Origin of the sequence: Pseudomonas matsuisoli, from assembly GCF_014647635.1 — a bacterium.
In the GTDB taxonomy this organism is placed as follows: Bacteria; Pseudomonadota; Gammaproteobacteria; order Pseudomonadales; family Pseudomonadaceae; genus Pseudomonas_P; species Pseudomonas_P matsuisoli.
The window spans coordinates 229543-246641 of record NZ_BMPO01000003.1 but is presented as its reverse complement, the minus strand read 5'-3'; the positions used below and the strand labels follow the sequence as shown (position 1 = coordinate 246641).

Annotated in this window: 14 protein-coding genes; 7 read left to right on the top strand and 7 right to left on the bottom strand. The window is 60.4% G+C overall.

The features are described from left to right. Nucleotides 1-309, bottom strand: a complete 309-nt coding sequence (locus tag IEY47_RS07395) for a hypothetical protein (protein WP_188982528.1) — start codon at nt 307-309, stop codon at nt 1-3. Between the two features lie 198 nt (nt 310-507). Here IEY47_RS07395 and IEY47_RS07390 point away from each other — a divergent pair, with 198 nt between their 5' ends. Then, complete coding sequence (locus tag IEY47_RS07390; RefSeq protein ID WP_188982527.1) at nt 508-4845, top strand: DEAD/DEAH box helicase; 4338 nt, start codon at nt 508-510, stop codon at nt 4843-4845. 68 nt (nt 4846-4913) lie between these two features. Here IEY47_RS07390 and IEY47_RS07385 read toward each other — a convergent pair whose 3' ends face one another. Next, the gene (locus IEY47_RS07385) at nt 4914-5420 is read right to left on the bottom strand and encodes a hypothetical protein (RefSeq protein ID WP_188982526.1); all 507 of its coding nucleotides are present in this window, start codon (nt 5418-5420) and stop codon (nt 4914-4916) included. Nucleotides 5421-5640: 220 nt separating this feature from the next. Between IEY47_RS07385 and IEY47_RS07380 the strand changes: the two genes are divergently transcribed. Further along, complete coding sequence (locus IEY47_RS07380) at nt 5641-6693, top strand: M4 family metallopeptidase (protein ID WP_188982525.1); 1053 nt, start codon at nt 5641-5643, stop codon at nt 6691-6693. After that, the gene (locus IEY47_RS07375) at nt 6690-7022 is read left to right on the top strand and encodes a protealysin inhibitor emfourin (protein ID WP_188982524.1); all 333 of its coding nucleotides are present in this window, start codon (nt 6690-6692) and stop codon (nt 7020-7022) included. The genes IEY47_RS07380 and IEY47_RS07375 overlap by 4 nt, the downstream gene beginning before the upstream one ends. Nucleotides 7023-7090: 68 nt before the next feature. Here IEY47_RS07375 and IEY47_RS07370 read toward each other — a convergent pair whose 3' ends face one another. The 3 genes from IEY47_RS07370 to rapA form a co-directional block, all read right to left on the bottom strand. Next, a complete protein-coding gene (locus IEY47_RS07370; protein WP_188982523.1) occupies nt 7091-7273 on the bottom strand; it encodes a PFL_1563 family small protein in 183 nt (60 codons plus the stop codon). 101 nt (nt 7274-7374) lie between these two features. Beyond that, nucleotides 7375-9567 (bottom strand): putative bifunctional diguanylate cyclase/phosphodiesterase, encoded by a 2193-nt coding sequence (locus IEY47_RS07365; protein WP_188982522.1) that lies wholly within the window; start codon nt 9565-9567, stop codon nt 7375-7377. A 227-nt stretch (nt 9568-9794) separates the two neighbouring features. Next, nucleotides 9795-12641, bottom strand: a complete 2847-nt coding sequence (gene rapA / locus IEY47_RS07360) for an RNA polymerase-associated protein RapA (RefSeq protein WP_188982521.1) — start codon at nt 12639-12641, stop codon at nt 9795-9797. A gap of 210 nt (nt 12642-12851) precedes the next feature. Between rapA and IEY47_RS07355 the strand changes: the two genes are divergently transcribed. The 4 genes from IEY47_RS07355 to prmB all read left to right on the top strand — a co-directional run bounded on the left by IEY47_RS07355 (nt 12852) and on the right by prmB (nt 15041). After that, complete coding sequence (locus IEY47_RS07355) at nt 12852-13139, top strand: hypothetical protein (protein WP_188982520.1); 288 nt, start codon at nt 12852-12854, stop codon at nt 13137-13139. Nucleotides 13140-13141: 2 nt separating this feature from the next. Beyond that, nucleotides 13142-13741: an alpha-ketoglutarate-dependent dioxygenase AlkB family protein gene (locus IEY47_RS07350; protein WP_188982519.1), complete on the top strand. Its 600-nt coding sequence runs from the start codon at nt 13142-13144 to the stop codon at nt 13739-13741. A gap of 2 nt (nt 13742-13743) precedes the next feature. Then, the gene (locus IEY47_RS07345) at nt 13744-13902 is read left to right on the top strand and encodes a hypothetical protein (RefSeq protein WP_188982518.1); all 159 of its coding nucleotides are present in this window, start codon (nt 13744-13746) and stop codon (nt 13900-13902) included. Nucleotides 13903-14129: 227 nt separating this feature from the next. Further along, nucleotides 14130-15041, top strand: a complete 912-nt coding sequence (gene prmB / locus IEY47_RS07340) for a 50S ribosomal protein L3 N(5)-glutamine methyltransferase (protein ID WP_188982938.1) — start codon at nt 14130-14132, stop codon at nt 15039-15041. A gap of 135 nt (nt 15042-15176) precedes the next feature. Here the strand turns inward: prmB and IEY47_RS07335 are convergent, their stop codons facing one another. Both IEY47_RS07335 and IEY47_RS07330 read right to left on the bottom strand, forming a co-directional pair. Beyond that, complete coding sequence (locus IEY47_RS07335; RefSeq protein ID WP_188982517.1) at nt 15177-15962, bottom strand: hypothetical protein; 786 nt, start codon at nt 15960-15962, stop codon at nt 15177-15179. Nucleotides 15963-16064: 102 nt separating this feature from the next. Then, complete coding sequence (locus IEY47_RS07330; protein WP_188982516.1) at nt 16065-17027, bottom strand: alpha/beta hydrolase family protein; 963 nt, start codon at nt 17025-17027, stop codon at nt 16065-16067. Between the last annotated feature and the right edge of the window lie 72 nt (nt 17028-17099).

Below are 17099 nucleotides of genomic sequence, written 5' to 3'. Positions count from 1 at the left end.
TCAATAGTTGGGCGGTGTTTCCGGTATGCCTTGTGGGTCGACAATGAAGGGCATCGTCCATTCCTGAAGCTCGAAACCCTTCTTCTCCAGGTCTTGCCGCGCTTGCGTTAGAACGCCTGACAGCCGCGTCGGATCTTCATACTGCAAACGGCCCACCCTTGGGACATCCAGGACGGGCTCGCCCCCGCTGTCGACCACACTGAAGCCAAAACTGTCGTCCTCGGGATTCGCGCTCGTAACACAGCCGTAGGGAAGAAACGCCTGTGATGCAACGTTCATGGCGTGATCGATGTCGATCGGTGTAGTCATGGGGCTCCCTCTTCGGATCAGACGATAGCGGCAATTCAACATAGAACGGCGTTACCGACTGTGGGTTCAACGTTGATGACCGGCTGTCGTTTCATGAGTTGAGGTCGTTCGGATACCCCCATTTACCGTCTCGCGAGGGTTCCTTTTGTAGGAGCCGATTACCATCCTTCAATCAGCCTCGAGCCGATACCTTCTGTTATGCCCAAACCCTTACCGCCAGGCCTGTCCAGTTTTCACCCCGCGGTCGTCACCTGGTTCACAGAGTCTTTTGATGGGCCCACTGCCGCGCAGGCTGCGGCGTGGCCACTGATTCATTCGGGCGTTTCCACACTCGTGGCTGCGCCGACCGGTTCGGGGAAGACCCTCACGGCGTTTCTGGCCGCATTGAATGCATTGTTCGTCGAAGGGATCGCGGCCGACGGTACGCTGCCAGATGAGACTCGCGTGCTTTACGTCTCTCCGCTCAAGGCGCTGTCGAACGACGTACGCATCAATTTGCAGACACCGCTGGACGGTATTGCGACCGTATTGGCGCGAGAGGGAAGCGTCGTACCCCCTATCCGAACCGCGGTGCGCACGGGCGACACTCCGCAGGCCGAGCGTAATGCCATGCGCAAACGCGCGCCGCATATCCTGGTGACGACGCCCGAGTCGCTGTACGTGCTGCTAGGATCGGATTCAGGGCGCAAGCAACTCGGCACGTTGCGAACGGTCATCGTGGACGAGATTCATGCGGTCGCAGGTGGTAAACGCGGCAGCCACCTCGCGTTGTCACTGGAGCGGTTGGAGGCGTTGTGCGGCAGGCCGCTGGTTCGGGTTGGGCTTTCTGCGACGCAAAAACCTATCGATGCCGTCGCACGGTTTCTCGTTGGGCGCGGCAAACGCTGCGAGATCGTCGACATCGGGCATACCCGTGGGCGTGATTTAGGGCTGGAAATTCCGCCTATCCCGCTCGAATCGGTGATGAGCAACGAGGTATGGGAAAAGGTCTACGACCGGCTTGCCGAACTCGCTCGCGATCACCGCACCACGCTGGTTTTCGTAAACACTCGGCGAATGGCCGAACGCGCGGCGCGGCATCTTTCCGAGCGGCTCGGCGTCGATGCGGTTGCTGCGCATCACGGAAGCCTTGCGCGTGAGCAGCGTCTGGATGCTGAGCAACGCCTCAAGCACGGGCAGTTGCGCCTGTTGATCGCCACTGCTTCATTGGAGCTCGGCATCGATATCGGCGATGTTGAGCTGGTCTGTCAGCTCGGCTCGCCGGGTTCGATTGCCGCCTTCCTGCAACGGGTCGGACGCTCGGGGCACCAGGTTGTGGGCACGCCCAAGGGGCGGCTGTTCCCAAATTCCCGGGATGATCTGATCGAGTGTGTCGCATTGCTCGACTGCGTGCGCAGAGGTGAGCTGGATGTGCTGGAAATGCCGGTGGCGCCGCTGGACGTCTTGGCGCAGCAGATCATCGCGGAAGTCTCCTGCCAGGAATGGAGCGAGGAGGCGCTCTATACCTTGATTCGTCGCGCCGAGCCCTACGCCGATCTCGACGTGTCTCGGTATCAGGCGCTGCTGGCGATGCTTGCGGAGGGTTACACCCGCCGTCATGGCGCGCGTTCGGCCTATCTCCATCGCGACGCTGTCAGTGGCACTCTACGCGGCCGTCGTGGGGGCAAGCTCACCGCGGTGAGCTCGGGCGGGACCATACCGGATAACGCCGACTATTCGGTGATGTTGGAGCCACAAGGGCATGGCATCGGTACGGTCAATGAAGACTTCGCGGTGGAGAGCCTTGCGGGCGATATTTTTCAACTGGGCAACACGTCGTACCGAATCCTGAAGATCGAGCCGGGCCGCGTGCGGGTGGAAGATGCCAAGGGGCAACCACCGAACATCCCGTTCTGGCATGGGGAAGCGCCCGGGCGCAGTTTCGAACTGTCGGTGGGCGTCGCGCGGCTGCGGGGCGAAATCGATGAGCGTCTCGCGAACGCAGGGCCCGATATGCCGCTCATGCCCGCCATTGAATGGTTGACGAAAGACGTAGGGGTTCCTACCGGGGCAGCCGATCAGATCGTCGAGTATCTGGCCCGGGCGCGAGCGGCGCTTGGCGGCCTGCCGACCCTGGATGTGCTGGCAATGGAGCGCTTCTTCGATGCCTCGGGCGGGATGCAACTGGTCATCCATTCGCCTTACGGCAGCCGAGTGAACCGCGCGTGGGGGCTGGCGCTACGCAAACGATTCTGCCGGACGTTCAATTTCGAGCTGCAGGCCGCTGCGACCGAGGACGCCATCGTGTTCTCGTTATCGACGAGCCATAGCTTCCCGTTGGACGAAGTCTGGCGTTATCTGAAAGTGAGCACTGCGCGCGACGTTCTTGTGCAGGCGTTGCTGGACGCGCCGCTGTTCGGCGTCCGCTGGCGCTGGAATGCCACCACCGCGCTTGCACTGCCGCGCATGGCGGGTGGGAGGAAGGTCCCGCCGCAGCTGCAGCGGATGCGCAGTGAAGACCTGTTGGCGACGGTCTTTCCCGATCAGGTGGCCTGTTTGGAAAACATCGTCGGTGAACGGGAGGTACCTGATCACCCGCTGGTGGCACAAACGCTGGAAGACTGCTTGCAGGAGGCGATGGATGCGCGGCGTTGGTTGGCGCTGCTCACACGAATCGAGCGCGGCGATATCCGTCTGTTGACCCGCGACCTGCCTTCGCCGTCGCCGCTCGCCATGGAAACGTTGGGTGCGCGCCCTTACGCCTTTCTCGACGACGCGCCGCTAGAGGAGCGTCGAACGCAGGCGGTGCTGTCGCGCGGCTGGACGGACCCTGCCTCGGCGGATGATTTGGGCGCCCTCGATGCCGAGGCTATCCAGGCGGTCGCTGCCGAGGCCTGGCCCCGCGTGCGATCGACCGATGAAATGCACGAAGCCCTGATGGCACTCGGCTGTGTCACAGATCGCGAAATACGGGCAATTGAAGGCTGGCTGGCGTATGCCGAGGCGTTGGCCGGTGGGGGGCGCGCCACCCGGGTGCAGATCACCCGCGATGAAGGGTTGTGGGTGCCGTTGGAGCGATTGTCCTGCGTGCAGGCGCTCTATCCTGTTGCGGCGATGGCACCCGAGTTGACGATTCCGGCCCCGTTCCTTGCGCAGTGGGAGGAGGGCGATGCGCTGGTCGAGATCGTCAGGTCGCGGCTTTCCGGTTTTGGGCCCTTGCCGCTTTCGGCGATCGCTCGTGCGCTTGTGCAGGCGGCCTCCGCGGTGGCCATTGCCCTCGTGCGGCTGGAAGGCGAGGGCTATGTGATGCGCGGCCGTTTTTCGCCAGGTGCGGTTGAAGAAGAGTGGTGCGAACGCCATTTGTTGGCACGTATCCATCGGTACACCGTGCGGCGTCTGCGGCGTGAAATCGAACCGGTCGAGCGGGCGGACTTCATGCGCTTTCTGTTCGACTGGCAGCACGTAAGCCCGGATTCCGCCATGCGTGGGCCTGCGGCACTAGGGGAAATCATCGCGCAGATGGAAGGATTCCAGGCGGCCGCTTCTGCCTGGGAGGAAGAGATTCTGCCTGCCCGGTTGCGCGACTACGGGTCGAACTGGCTCGACGAGCAGTGCCGGTCTGGGCGAACCGTTTGGTTAAGGCTGCCGGGAAAAATTCGCGCAAAAGGCGGGCCCGTTCGCGGAACGCCAATCGTGCTGCTACCGCGGCGCTCTCTGGCGTATTGGCGCAATGCGTTCGATGCACCTTCGCCGGAAATCTCCGCACGTGCCGAGCGGGTGAGGCAGGCGTTGTTACTGCACGGTGCCTCGTTCTTCGACGAATTACAGGATGCCTTGCGTATTTTGCCGACCGAGCTGGAAAACGCTTTGGGTGAGTTGGTCGCGTTGGGTGTAGTGAACGCCGATAGCTTTGCTGGGCTGCGGGCGTTGCTCGCGCCCGCCGCGAAACGTCCGTCACGCTCCTCCCGGCGCGGGCGAGGTTGGCCGATGCAAGGCGGAATGGCGGACGCAGGTCGCTGGGCATTGCTGCAAAGGGACGAGGGTGTCGGTAACACGCAGGATGCTGCAGGTGTCTCTGCGTCGCTGGAGCACATCGCAAAGGCATTGCTTCGTCGCTACGGGGTCGTGGCCTGGCAAATGCTGGAGCGCGAGGCGGATTGGATGCCGCCCTGGCGGGACTTGTTGCGTGTTTACCATCGGCTCGAGGCGCGTGGTGAAATTCGCGGTGGCCGCTTCATCGAAGGCATTTCCGGCGAACAATTTGCGCTGCCCGAGGCCATTTCCGCCCTCCGAGACGTTCGTCGACGAGCGTCATCGCGCGCGTTGATCAACGTCTCGGCATTGGATTGTTTGAACTTGACAGGGCAGTTGCTCGTGGGCGAGCGCGTGCCTGCGGTGGCCGGTAATCGGGTGTTGTTCGAGGATGGCGTACCGGTCGCTGCACGCGTTGCGGGCGCTATTCAGATCCTGAAGGAGGGACAGGGGGAAGAAGTGGCGCGCTGGCGGGATGCGCTGCGGGGCAATCGTTCGTTCGACTATGCCGAGGTGGTGCGTTAGCCAGCGGCCCGCCCACCCCGTTCAGAACGCGAACTGGCACGTCAGCCATCGGTTAATCGTTATCAGGTTCAGCCTTGAGTTTCGGGCTGAACGAGCGTCGTGACGAGGCTCAACGCTTTCTCGAACGACGGATAGCCGCTCTTGGCCACGTCGAGCTGCCCATACAGTGTTCGGTAGTGCTCGGCTTTGACGGGGTCCGCTTCGGCAACGAGATAGGGCTCACTGTAGACTTTGTAGAGCAGGGCGATGGCGTGGGGGTGTCGTCTGTCCGCCGCTTTTTCGAGATGGGGAAGCACCTCTTCAGCTTGAGGCCCCTGACGGATGAGCAGGATCGCCCGGTAGAACTCCGCTTCACCGGTGGTATCGGTCGGCGTCGCGCGCTCCAGAAGTGCGTTGGCGAGTTCGTAATACTCAGGATTACCTGCCGCCGCGAGCATCTTGGCCTGTAACAGGTCGTTCTGCTGAAGCAGCTTCGTGGCGCGACATTCGCCGTCCGACCATGGGGTGTCGCACGGAGCTGTAGCGCAACCTGCGAGAGTCGCGATTAGCGCAAGCCCCATGAAACAACGCGTCATGTGTGATCCCTCATCGATAGTTGCGCAAGAAGCTGCGCGGTGTGGGCGGACTATAGCCATTTTTTGTCATGTAATCAGCGTCTGATTGTCTTTGGCCGTATTCCTGTAGCCGGTTTGTCGCACTTCTGAAGATTTCGGTTGCCCATGCGCGGTATCCCGAATCAATCCGCTTCGCCAAGGTCTGACGTGAAGCGTCACTTCGAACCAATAGGTCTTCATCATGCACGCTCGTAATTGCTTGGCCTGCGTCTTGCCGCCTTACCTGCTCGACCATCTTGCCAAGCATGGTCATGCTCGCCTTCGCACACTGGCTCAGAACTCACTCGCGCTCGATAACCAACTGCGCCTGCGACGCACGGCGATAGGGCGCGCGTCCACCACGTTGGCGACTGCCAGAAATACGCCGCCCGGACAGATCAGTCGTCATGTTCATACGGCTGAAAGCGGCTCCCAATTGCCGGGCCGGTTGATCCGTGCCGAGGGTCAGGCCACGACCGGCGATGTCGCCGCTGATGAGGCGTACGCGTACCTCGGCGCGACGTACGAGCTCTTCTGGGAGGTTTTCCAGCGCCACTCCATCGATGGTGCAGGATTGCCATTGATCGGCACGGTGCATTATGGGCAAAACTACGAAAACGCCTTCTGGAACGGCGAGCAAATGGTATTCGGCGACGGTGACGGCGAGATCTTCAATCGCTTCACGATCGCCATCGACATCGTCGGCCATGAACTGGCGCACGGGGTAATCGAACATGAAACCAGCCTCGCCTATAAGGGCCAATCCGGTGCGTTGAACGAGTCTCTTGCCGACGTGTTCGGGACCCTGGTCAAGCAGTACCACGCGAAGCATTCCGTCGAGCAAGCGGACTGGCTGATCGGTGTCGGATTGTTCACCGATGAGGTGAAGGCGACCGCTCTGCGTTCGATGAAAGCACCCGGCAGCGCCTATGACGATCCTGCACTCGGCAAGGACCCTCAGCCCGGGCACATGCGTGACTACGTGGATACGACCGAAGACAACGGTGGTGTCCATATCAATTCCGGCATTCCCAACCGCGCGTTCTATCTCGCGGCGACCGCCATTGGCGGTTATGCCTGGGAAAAGAGTGGGCGTATCTGGTATGAGGCGCTGTGCGACGAGGGACTGTGGGATACCGCGGATTTTTCTCAGTTCGCAGCCCTGACCGTTGACGTAGCGGAGCGGCTTTACGGTGTTGGAGTTGAACAGCAATCGGTACGCCAAGCATGGGTCGACGTTGGTGTCATCGCGTGAGCACGCTCCCTCCGCTGGATCAGGCGACGCAGATCAACCTGTCGCGTGAGGGGGGGGTTGCCTTTCTCCCAGGGCAGCGGAATAGCTGCTCCATTGCGCTGGGTAGTTGTTCGGAAGATGAGCGGGCGCGCATACGCCAGGCTTTACTAAGCGCTGCACCGAAGGCTCAGGCTGCGGACGAGGCAGGGCGGGGAGACCAGCGCTATTTCGTGATTTTGATCAATTTCAACGATGACGCCGCGACGGAAGACGTGCGTTTGCATGTAGGGGAGCAGGAAGCACCCGAGGAATTGATCAGGCTATGGCGGGAACGGACCGGAAGGCGGTAGATGGCGACCGATCGTGTACTTCGCGGACGAAGGAACGGTCGGTCGTAAATGAAGTTGATCTAAGACGGTTAGCGCTTGCCGATGGTGATGTGGCGCGACGGCTGGGTCTGGCCGCTGACGCCTTTGGCAATCTGTTGGATCTGGCCGCCTGAGCTCAAGAATGCCGCGACTTGTGCTTCGATCGATTCGCTGGTCTCGACTGCTGGAGCGGGTTTCGGGGTAGCAGTTGCATTGGGCTTGCGAGTGCGCATGTCGGACTCCTGACGTGAAGGGCCGAGTATTCTACACGAACCGACCTATTCCTTCCCGCCGGACGCCGATTCGCGTGACCAGCGGCGCGCGAGCGCTCTCTTCAAGGCAAGTCGGACCCGGTCAGGATGGTGTGCCCACGTGCGTGAGGGCGCTCAAGATAGCGGAGCAGTGCCGGCATGCCGAGCGGCGCGGAAATCAGGTGCCCCTGGACGAGATCGCAGCCGAGCCCTTGCAGGCATTGCAGCTGTTCGCTCGTTTCGACGCCTTCGGCCACGACCTTGAGCTGCATCGCGTGCGCCATGGCAATGATGGCGTGAACGATCTCCTGGCTCTCGTTGGCCACGGTCAGCTCGCCCGTGAAAGCCCGATCGATCTTGACCAGCTCCAGCGGAAGCCGCTTAAGGTAAGGCAGTGATGAATAGCCAGTGCCGAAATTATCGATCGAGATGGAGACGCCAAGTCGGTAGATCTTCTTCAACAACTTGACTGCGCGTTGAACATGGGACGTGACCGCGTCTTCGGTGATCTCCACGTTCAATCTCAACGGACTGACACCCGAGCGCCGTAGCGCGACTTCCAGCGTTTTAGGAAGCTCTTCGTCGGCGAAATTTAGCGCCGAACAGTTGATGGCGACCTGGATTCGCGTGTGTCCCTTATTCGTTAACTCTATAAGGTCATGGCATGCACGATTTACCGCCCAGGTGTCGAGCTCGCCAATGAACCCGCTGGCCTCGGCGATTCCAATGAAGCGTTCGGCTGCAATCATGCCGTAGCGCGGATGATTCCAGCGAATCAGCGCTTCGAGTTGCACCGGCGCTCCGCCATCGATAGGCACGACCGGCTGATAGTGAAGCTCGAGATCCGTATCGTTCGCCAGCGCTTGGCGAAGCTCCTGTTCGAGGCGAAGGTCGCTTTGCGCGCGCTGCTTGAGCTCGTTATCGAAGAGATGAACGCCATCGCGACCGGCCTCCTTGGATTGATAGAGAGCGAGGTCCGCATGTTTCATGAGCTCTTCGGGCGTATTCCCGTGATCGGGGAAAAAGCTGATACCGATGCTGGTCGTCATGACCAGGTTGCGCCCGGATAAGGAAATAGGCTCTTTCATCTTCTGCATGACTCTTCGAGCCAGCCCGCGCGCTTCTTCTTCGTGCTCGACAGGAACGAGGATGCAGAACTCGTCGCCGCCGAAGCGGGCGATAGAGTCGCCGTCCCGCAGTTCACCACGAACACGTTGCGCGATGACTTTCAGCAGCTGATCGCCAGCATCATGGCCCAGGCTGTCATTGATACGCTTGAAGTGGTCGATATCGAGAAACATCAACGCAAGGGGGTGACCCGATGCGCGATGCTCCAGCAGCCGTTCTTCGAATACCGTTTCCAATCCGCGCCGGTTCAGCAATTGAGTGAGCGGATCCTGGTGCGCTGCCATGTGCAGTACATCGTCGGGTCGATCCAAGCGCTTCAGCAGTGCACGCATGCGGTGCAGGTCATCGTTGCGGTGTTGTAATCGCCGATCGATTCGCTCGGTGAGCACCGCAGTGACCATCAACAGGAGCGTAATGATGCCGATGGCGCCGCTCAATTGGGCGCGGTCATTGGCAGGCTGCCACTGCGGTGCAACATTGCCGAGCAGGGCAATGGATCTGGCTTCGATGCCGCAGTAATGCAAGGCGACGATCGCCGTGCCGAGTAACAGGGCGGCGGCGAAACGCTGCCAGTGACGCTTCTCGATATCGTCATTCAACCCCGCGGCGACGGTCAGCGCTAGGTAGCCAACCGCTATGGAGATGGCTAGGGACGCTACGATCCAGCCCGCTTCCAATCGTAGCGGAGCGGCCAAATCGAGTGCACTGAGGGCGCTGTGATGAACCGCGCATGCGGTGATGGCAAGCAGTAGTGTCGTCATGCCCGTTCTTAGTCGCTGACGCGCGGCAACATTGCTCATGCACAACACTATCCCTCCGGACCCAATCAGTGCCGGTAGGATCGAGATGTTGGTTCGAGACAAATCGTATGCGGTGGTAGCAGGTGTTTGCACTGAGAGAATGGCGACCACGTTCATCGCCCAAATGCCGCCCGCTAGGTTTAGCGTAGAAAGGCTTTGCCACAAAACTCGACGAGGCACATCACCGGTGGCTTTGCGTATGCGTTCAACCATGCCGAAATAGCTATATGCCGCTGCCGTGATGATCAGCAAAGCGAACATGAGCCAGCGATAGTCGTGGCGGAAACCGTAAAGCGTACGGCCGTCCGTCGTTAGCGCGAATAAGGCGCCGAGGCTTTGCACTTCCATATGTCATACCTGGCGCAAGTGTCCGGTGTTCGACCGAGCAACAAGGGCTTCGTTTCAAATTGTTGGCGCCAAAAATCCAATATTTTCAGGCGCTTTACTGAAAGTGTCTAATCCGGACCTTTCGGGAGTGATTTAGCAGGGTAAAACAGATTTTTAAATAAAAATATGCGACTAACGTTCAAATAATGACCAGTGGCGGCAAGCCACTGGTTACCTTCTGCCAAACGTTAGCCGGCAACGAGCACGCGAATGGCTTCCAGCCGTAGCGATGCCTTGTCCAGCAATTGCAGTCCTTCTTCGCGATTACGCTGAAGCGCTTCGATTTCACTGTCCCGAACGCTTGGGTTGACCGCTTTGAGCGCCGTCAATCGGGCCAATTCCTCATCCAATTCTGCGCTTAGTCTCTGCCGCGCATCTTCAACGCGCGCTTGATGGCGTGGCATGACCTTCCCTTCGGCAGCGTTGATCTGTTGCGCCAGAGCATCGCGTTGCGCTTGGATGAATTTATTGGCACTGGCGCGAGGCACGCTTTCAAGTTGATCGTTCAACGTTTCGAAGGCGACCTTCGACGCGAGGTCGTTGCCGTTCGCATCGAGCAGGCAACGAAGTGCTGCAGGCGGCAGGTAGCGACCCAACTGCAACGCCTTGGGCGCCACGACGTCGCTGACGTACAGCAGTTCGAGCAACACCGTGCCCGGCTTCAGCGCCTTGTTCTTGATTAGCGCGACGGAGGTATTACCCATCGACCCTGACAGCACCAGATCCATGCCGCCTTGCGCCATCGGGTGTTCCCAGGTCAGGAACTGCATGTCTTCGCGCGCCAGTGCCTGCTCGCGATCGTAGGTGATCGTGACCGCTTCGTCGTCGCCTAGCGGAAAGCTGGCGTCCAGCATCTTTTCGCTGGGCCGCAGGATCAGGGCATTGTCGGAATGGTCTTCACTGTCGATGCCGAAGGCATCGAACAGCATTTCCATATAGATCGGCAGCGCATACTCATCGTCCTGTTCGGCAATGGCTTCGACCAACCGCTGGCCGCTGCCTTCACCGCCGGAATTCAGCTCTAGCAGGCGGTCACGACCCGTCTGCAACTCGCTTTCCAGGCGTTCGCGCTCGGCATTGGCTTCCGTCACGAGTCCGTTCCACTCATCGTCGTCACCGCCTTCGAGGAGCGGCAAGAGGCGCGGGCCGAACGTGTGCTGCAGCGCGTTGCCGGTGGGGCAGGTGGCCAGGAACGCATTCAGGGCCTCGTTGTACCACTGGAAAAGCCGTTCCTGAGCGGTGTTTTCCAGGTAGGGCACATGCAATTGGATGACGTGCTTCTGGCCAATGCGGTCGAGACGGCCAATGCGCTGCTCGAGAAGGTCTGGGTGCGCGGGCAGGTCGAACAGCACCAGGTGGTGTGCGAACTGGAAGTTACGGCCTTCGCTACCGATCTCGGAACAGATCAATACCTGGGCGCCGTATTCTTCGTCGGCAAAGTACGCCGCAGCGCGGTCGCGCTCGAGAATCGTCATGCCTTCATGGAAGACGGTTGCCGGAATCCCGGAGCGGACCCGCAAGGCGTCGCCCAGGTCCAGCGCCGTTTCCGCGTGTGCACAAATGACCAGTACCTTGAATTTCTTCAGCAACTTGAGTTGGTCGACGAGCCACTCGACACGCGGATCGAGGTTCCACCAGCGGTCTTCTTCAGGGTTGTCCTGTTGCGCTTGATAGCTCAGCTCGGGGTATAGATCGGCATGTTCGCCAACGGGAAGCTCCAGGTACTCGTCCGGGCTCGCGAGCGGGTAGGCGTGCAGTTGCCGTTCGGGGAAACCCTGGACCGCCTGACGCGTATTACGGAACAGCACCCGTCCCGTACCATGCCGGTCCAACAGCTCACGTACCAGACGCGGACCCGCTTCCCCGTCGCCACCGTTGATGGCCTGGACGAGTGCTTCGCCTTCGCTGCCGAGGAAACGGCTGATCGTCGCCGTTGCCGATGCCGACAGCGATCCCTTATCCAGCAATTCACGCACTGCTTCGGCCACCGGTCGATAGTTGGCGCTTTCCGCCCGGAAGGCTTCCAGGTCATGGAAGCGGCTCGGGTCGAGCAAACGCAGCCGTGCGAAGTGACTGTCTTGGCCGAGCTGTTCTGGGGTCGCGGTCAAGAGCAGTACGCCGGGAATGACCTCCGCCAATTGTTCGACGAGCGCGTATTCGGCGCTGCTTCGCTCTGGGTGCCAAACGAGGTGATGCGCCTCGTCGACGACCATGAGATCCCAGCCTGCCGCGAACAAAGCGTCCTGCGCGCGATCGTCTTCTTTCAGCCATTCGAGCGCCACCAGCGCGAGTTGAGCATCTTCGAAGGGGTTGCTGGCGTCGCTTTCGCGGAAGCGTTCGGCATCGAACAGCGCGACCTGCAGGTTGAAGCGGCGGCGCATTTCCACGAGCCATTGATGCTGCAGGTTTTCCGGAACCAGGATCAGAATCCGATTGGCACGACCGGAAAGCAGTTGGCGATGGATGATCAAGCCGGCTTCGATGGTTTTGCCCAGGCCGACTTCGTCCGCCAGCAGGACGCGTGGTGCCGAACGATCGGCGACCTCGCGGGCAATGTGCAACTGGTGCGGGATCGGTTGCGCGCGAACCCCGCCCAAGCCCCAAAGGGAGGACTGCAGCAGGCGGCTACGATGTTCCAGGCTGTGATAACGCAGCGAGAACCAGTTGAGCGGGTCGATCTGCCCGGCGAACAGACGATCGCTCGCGAGCCTGAACTGGATGAAATTGGAGAGTTCGGTTTCGGGCAGGGTTCTGGGCTGATGTTGTTCGTCCAGGCCATGGTAGGTCAGCAGGCCTTCGGCATCGTCTACCTCGCGGACGGTCATTTTCCAGCCTTCGAAGTGGGTGACCTCGTCACCGGGTACGAAGCGGACGCGCGTCAGTGGCGCGTTACGCAGCGCATATTGGCGCGTATCCCCGGTCGCGGGGTAGAGCACGGTCAGCAGACGGCCATCCTGAGCGAGAATCGTGCCGATGCCGAGCTCTGCTTCGCTGTCGCTGATCCAGCGTTGACCCGGTTGATACTGTTGAGCCATGCCCGCGATCTCCCCCTTTCGAAAAAGCCGGTGATGTTAGCTGAATGCACGCGTGAGAGCGATGGCGCCGGATGGTCGGATGCATGGGAAAAACGTAAAGCACCATCCATTCGTCCTGGCGCTTCGTCCGGGCATACCACGGCGTGGCGCGTGGCCCAGGGATGATAGTAGAGTACGGCGCATCCGCCCCGCGTAACGCCAGGTGACTCGATGCTGCCTTCCATTCCTAATGTTGTCATTGCGCCGGTTCTGCCGCCTGAGCCGTCCAAGCCCCGGACGACCGTTACGCCGGTTGCGCCCGCGGTCAATACGCAGCCCGGCGGAGCTCCGGATTCGGGTGAGCAAGGCATTGCCGATACCGTTGGTGATCTCGAACGACGTCAGCGCCGGCGGCGAAGTCGATCGCCGCAGGCTTCGGATCGAACGGTTGTCGCTGACGAGGATCCGCTCATCGAGGGCTTGCCCCGCCAGGGTGTCTGGGTCGATATCGAAGTTTGAACATGTCACTGTTCACTGCGCCTTCTCTGTTAGAACTTCCCGATGCGCACGTAACATATATAGCGGGCTGGGCTTCGGCGGTTGAGGCAGAAGAATGGTTTCGAGCGCTGGAGAGGCAGACACCATGGGAACGTCCCTCGGTCACCCTATACGGTCGACAGCATCCGATTCCACGGTTGACCGCATGGTACGGCGACCCCGAAGCGGTGTATCGCTATTCTGGGATCGAGCATCGTCCGCTCGCATGGACGCCGCTTTTGGCTGAAATTCGAGCGCGCGTAGAAGCCGAAGTCGGTCAAAAAATGAACGGCCTCTTGCTGAATCTCTATCGCGACGGCCAGGACTCCATGGGTTGGCATAGCGATGATGAGGCGGTATTGGGGGGTAATCCAGTCGTCGTATCCCTCAGCCTGGGCGGCGAACGCCGCTTCGACTTGCGTCGCCGCGATCGACAAGGCGCAACGCACTCATTGGTTCTAGGGGATGGTTCACTGCTGGTCATGCGCGGCGCGACACAGCATTATTGGCAGCATCAGGTAGCCAAGACGCGTAAACCATGCGCGCCACGGCTGAATCTCACATTCCGCTTGTTGTACGGGTGATCATGAGCACTGACGAGAAATTGATCGATTTCGCGGCGGAGCGCGATAAGCGAATCCATGACATCAACGACAAGCCCGCGGACGAATTGCGCCGCGCCTTCGAACAGGTCTTGCCTATGAAGAGCAAGAAAAAACCCAAGGGCAAACCCAAGAAGCGTTGATGCATGACGGCGATGCCGTCGTGGGAGCGGGCCATGCCCGCGAGGTGCTGGGACTGATGCAATTGCTGTCTGCCTGATACTGTAATCGCAGGCTTGGCTTGCTCCTACAGGTCGATACGCGGGCCGGTTGTATGCATCGTTGCCACGATCTGCCCACGAAGGCCGTTTCACCCGGTAGGACGAGCGGCTAAACTTCGTTCCTTTTCGAAGGAGCTCTCGTTGTGACCATCGCCCCCTCTCGCCTTCGATCGATACGTGACTACATTCGCTGGGCAGTCACCCGGTTCCATCAGGAAAATCTTTTCTTCGGCCACGGTACCGACAACGCGTGGGACGAAGCGCGCCAGTTGGTGCTGGGTGCGTTGAGTCTGCCCTATGAAGTCGCGGATGCGTATCTCGACTGTCGCCTAGAAGAAGACGAATGCGAGCGCCTTCGGACCCTCGTGGCCAGGCGAACCGACGAGCGTGTGCCGACGGCCTATCTACTGGGTGAGGCGTGGTTTTGCGGCCTGCCTTTCATCGTGGATGAACGCGTCCTTGTCCCTCGTTCGCCGATCGCCGAATTGATCGGCAGTCGCTTCGATCCGTGGCTGCCCCGTACGCCGGAGCGGATACTGGACCTCTGCACGGGCTCAGGCTGCATTGGTATTGCTGCGGCTTACGCTTTTCCTGAGGCGGAAGTGGTGCTGGCTGATTTGTCTTTCGAAGCGCTCGAAGTGGCCAATCTCAATATCGAGCAGCATGAGCTCGAGTCGCGCGTCTTCACGGTACAGGGCGATGGTTTCGATGGGTTGCCGCGACAGCGCTTCGATCTGATCCTGTCCAATCCGCCCTACGTTGATGCTGAAGATTTCGCGGACATGCCGGCGGAATATCACCACGAACCCGAGCTGGGTCTGGCGTGTGGGGACGATGGGCTGGATCTAGTCCGGCGAATGCTGGCGGAGGCCGCCGATCACCTTAGCGAACAAGGGCTGCTGATCGTCGAGGTCGGAAACAGCCAAGTGCATGTGGAAGGGCTTTACCCGGAAGTGGACTTCACCTGGCTCGAGTTCGAGAACGGCGGACACGGGGTGTTTTTGCTGGCCGCTGCGCAGTGTCGTGCACACCAAGCCTTGTTTCGTTCGCGCGTGCGTTGAGCGTGAGCGTCGCTTGCCTTGGGCGAGGGGGTGATAGCGGTTTTGATTTCACTCAGGATCGGCGTCACCACCGGATCGACAGCAAGCTGGCTCCTACAGGGTATTGTTTGAGTATTAAACGCGTGCCAGCGCTAGTCAGTGCGTCACGATCCAGATCAGCAATCCCGCCTGGAAGATGGCGAAGGTCACCAGGCAAATGATGGTGAATCGCAGGCTGCCGTCTTCGTGCTTGAGCCGCGCCAGCCGTTCATTCAGGTCGCGTAGGCGCGCGTCCTGTTCCTGAAGTTGCTGATCGGCGTTTTGCAGCATGGCGGCACTTTCAAGGGGCGAAACGACCTGCAATTTCTCCTGCGACCAGTCCGTCATCAGGCTGCCCACCGTTTCAGCATGGCAGTGAGCTTTGAGTTTCTGCTCATCCTGATAACTCACGGTGAACCCGAGCCCTTGTAGAAAACGGTCGCGTGTAAGGCGCCCGTCTTCGGTCAACGAGGGTGTGAGTGCCACACTCTCGACGCTGTAGCGGCTCCAGCGACGTTTCGCCCAGGCAATCCCCTTTGCGGCCAGGAATCGCCCAAGTCCTCGGTTGAGCGGCTCTGTTTGCAGGCCAGTTGCAGGGCCGAAGCGAACCTGGTGCGCACGGTGATCGACCCAAACGTCGAGCCCGTTTCGCTCTGGGCGAAGCTTTACACCAGGCACCTGAATGCTCAGCCGCAGCAGGCTTTCTGCTTCGCTGTGGCGCTCGAGCGTACCTAGTTGGACGAAGCGCAGTGGGCGAGCGCCTGTATACCGATCGGTCGGCAACGGGTTCAAACGCAGGAGTTCGAAGGCCTCGGGACCCAAGTTGGTCCAGGGCGAGGGCGAGGGCGCCGGCGCACCGGTGATGTCGGACGCTGCGGCATTGTCGGTTTCGGTTTCGCTCATGGCTGATATCCAGGTCTTGATGACATTCCCAGCCTATCGATGGCGCATGGGGGCGCAGGGATAGGGCATCGGTCATTGATGGATGTATCGGCCGCTTTTCGTTCAGCTGGAGGGTGAGTCGGTCGCTGTGCTGATGATAAACGTCGCAATGGCCTCGACGAGGGCGCGTGCGACCGGCAGCCTGGGATCGTCGTAGGACGCCCGCTGCAGCTCGAATTCCTTGGGCGTGATGCGCAGCACATGGTTCATGCCACCGATTATGCGTAGCCGAGCGTCCGGTTGTGCCGCTTGGAGGGCTTTTGCATCGGCGACGCCCACCTGCGCATCGTGGTCCCCCTGGACAATCAGGGTAGGAATATGGACCGCCGCCAGCGCTTTTGCCGGGTCATGCCGTAGCCAGGACATCAGGAACGGCTGCACGCTGGGCCGGAAGATCACCTGCAATTGCGGATCGACGATCGGGTAGGGCCTTCCTGCTTTAAGGGCGTCGAGGATATTTCGGCTTTCCGTCATGAGGTCAGGCGTAAGGCGCGTCGAGAGCTGGTCGTCGAGCACCTGATCCAACGGACGGCCGCTTCCCGCGATGGTCACTAGGGCAGCTGCGCCTGAGCGGTTGGCGGCCAGTGTGGCCACAAGTGCCCCTTCGCTGTGGCCAACGAGCACGACGCGGGAGAAGCGCGAATCTGCCCCGAGTTTCTGGGCCCAGCGCACGGCGTCATCCGCGTATTGTTCAATCGTCAATGTTTCCTCATGCGGTGCAGCGGGACGACTCTGCGCAATGCCTCGCTTGTCATAGCGCAACGAGGCAATGCCTTGCTGCGCGAGGGCCTGCGCCAAAAGGCGCAAGCTGTCGTTGTGTCCCATTGGATTATTGCCGTTGCGGTCGGTCGGGCCTGAGCCCGCGATCAGCAACACGACGGGCACGCGTTCGGACACCCGCGGGAGTACGAGGCTGCCGTGCAAAACACCGGTCGGCGTTCGCAGATCCAAGTTGCTGCGAGAAATGGCCTGAGCGTGGATAGACATCGACACGAGTGAGCAGAGGAGAAGGAGGGCAATACGCATGATTCGGCGGTTCGTCTTTCAATACGGCCCCTTGCCTGAATGGAAAGCGGCGCCAGAGCGGTCGGGTGTCAC